The 672-nt window shown below is 38.5% G+C and carries 1 protein-coding gene; it reads right to left on the reverse strand.

The features are described from left to right. Positions 1–106 precede the first annotated feature (106 nt). Positions 107–535, reverse strand: a complete 429-nt coding sequence (tnpA, locus tag WBS51_RS15170) for an IS200/IS605 family transposase (RefSeq protein ID WP_330026899.1) — start codon at positions 533–535, stop codon at positions 107–109. Positions 536–672: the final 137 nt, after the last annotated feature.

Genomic DNA, 672 nt, shown 5'->3' on the forward strand with positions numbered 1-672 from the left:
TAAGTCAGCAACCACCAGTTCAACTGGTGGTTTGATATTAGCCCTCAAAAGGGCTTTATTACTGCTCGCCCCGAAGGGCGGTGTCGCAAGCACGTTTACTGGTCCGCTATAAAGCGGTACTTCTTGAATCTTCTTTTCTTGATTCTTCTGCTTGCTCTTTTATATATTTCTGAACTGCCTCATCCGTGATATTACCAATTGTCTCAACATAATATCCTCTTGCCCAAAAGGCTTTATCCCATTTACTTTGCAGTTCTGGATGTCTGTCATAAATCATTAGCGTACTTTTACCTTTTAAGTATCCCATGAAATTTGATACACTCAACTTCGGTGGGATTGCTACACTTAGATGTACATGATCTATACATACTGCTCCTGCAATAATCTCAACATCCTTATATCTACATAGTGTACTAATTATTTCTCTTACATCTTCCCGAACTTTTCCATATAATACTTTTTTACGATATTTCGGGATAAATACGATATGATATTGGCATTTCCATCTGGTATGTGATATGCTTCTATTGTCCATTTGGACCACCTCCTATGTTTGAGTTTGGCTTGCGACACCATTCTCAATATAACATAGGAGGTTTTTTATTGAAATCCTCACCGTTTCCACTTACACTATTCGCCCCAGCATAGCTGGGGGATTAGACTTTTCATTTA

It is taken from the genome of Blautia acetica, from assembly GCF_038739805.1.
In the GTDB taxonomy this organism is placed as follows: domain Bacteria; phylum Bacillota; class Clostridia; order Lachnospirales; family Lachnospiraceae; genus Blautia.

Bases quoted from the DNA above. Each gene is read 5' to 3' on its own strand.
- tnpA (WP_330026899.1), bottom strand. From the start codon at position 535: ATGGACAATAGAAGCATATCACATACCAGATGGAAATGCCAATATCAT.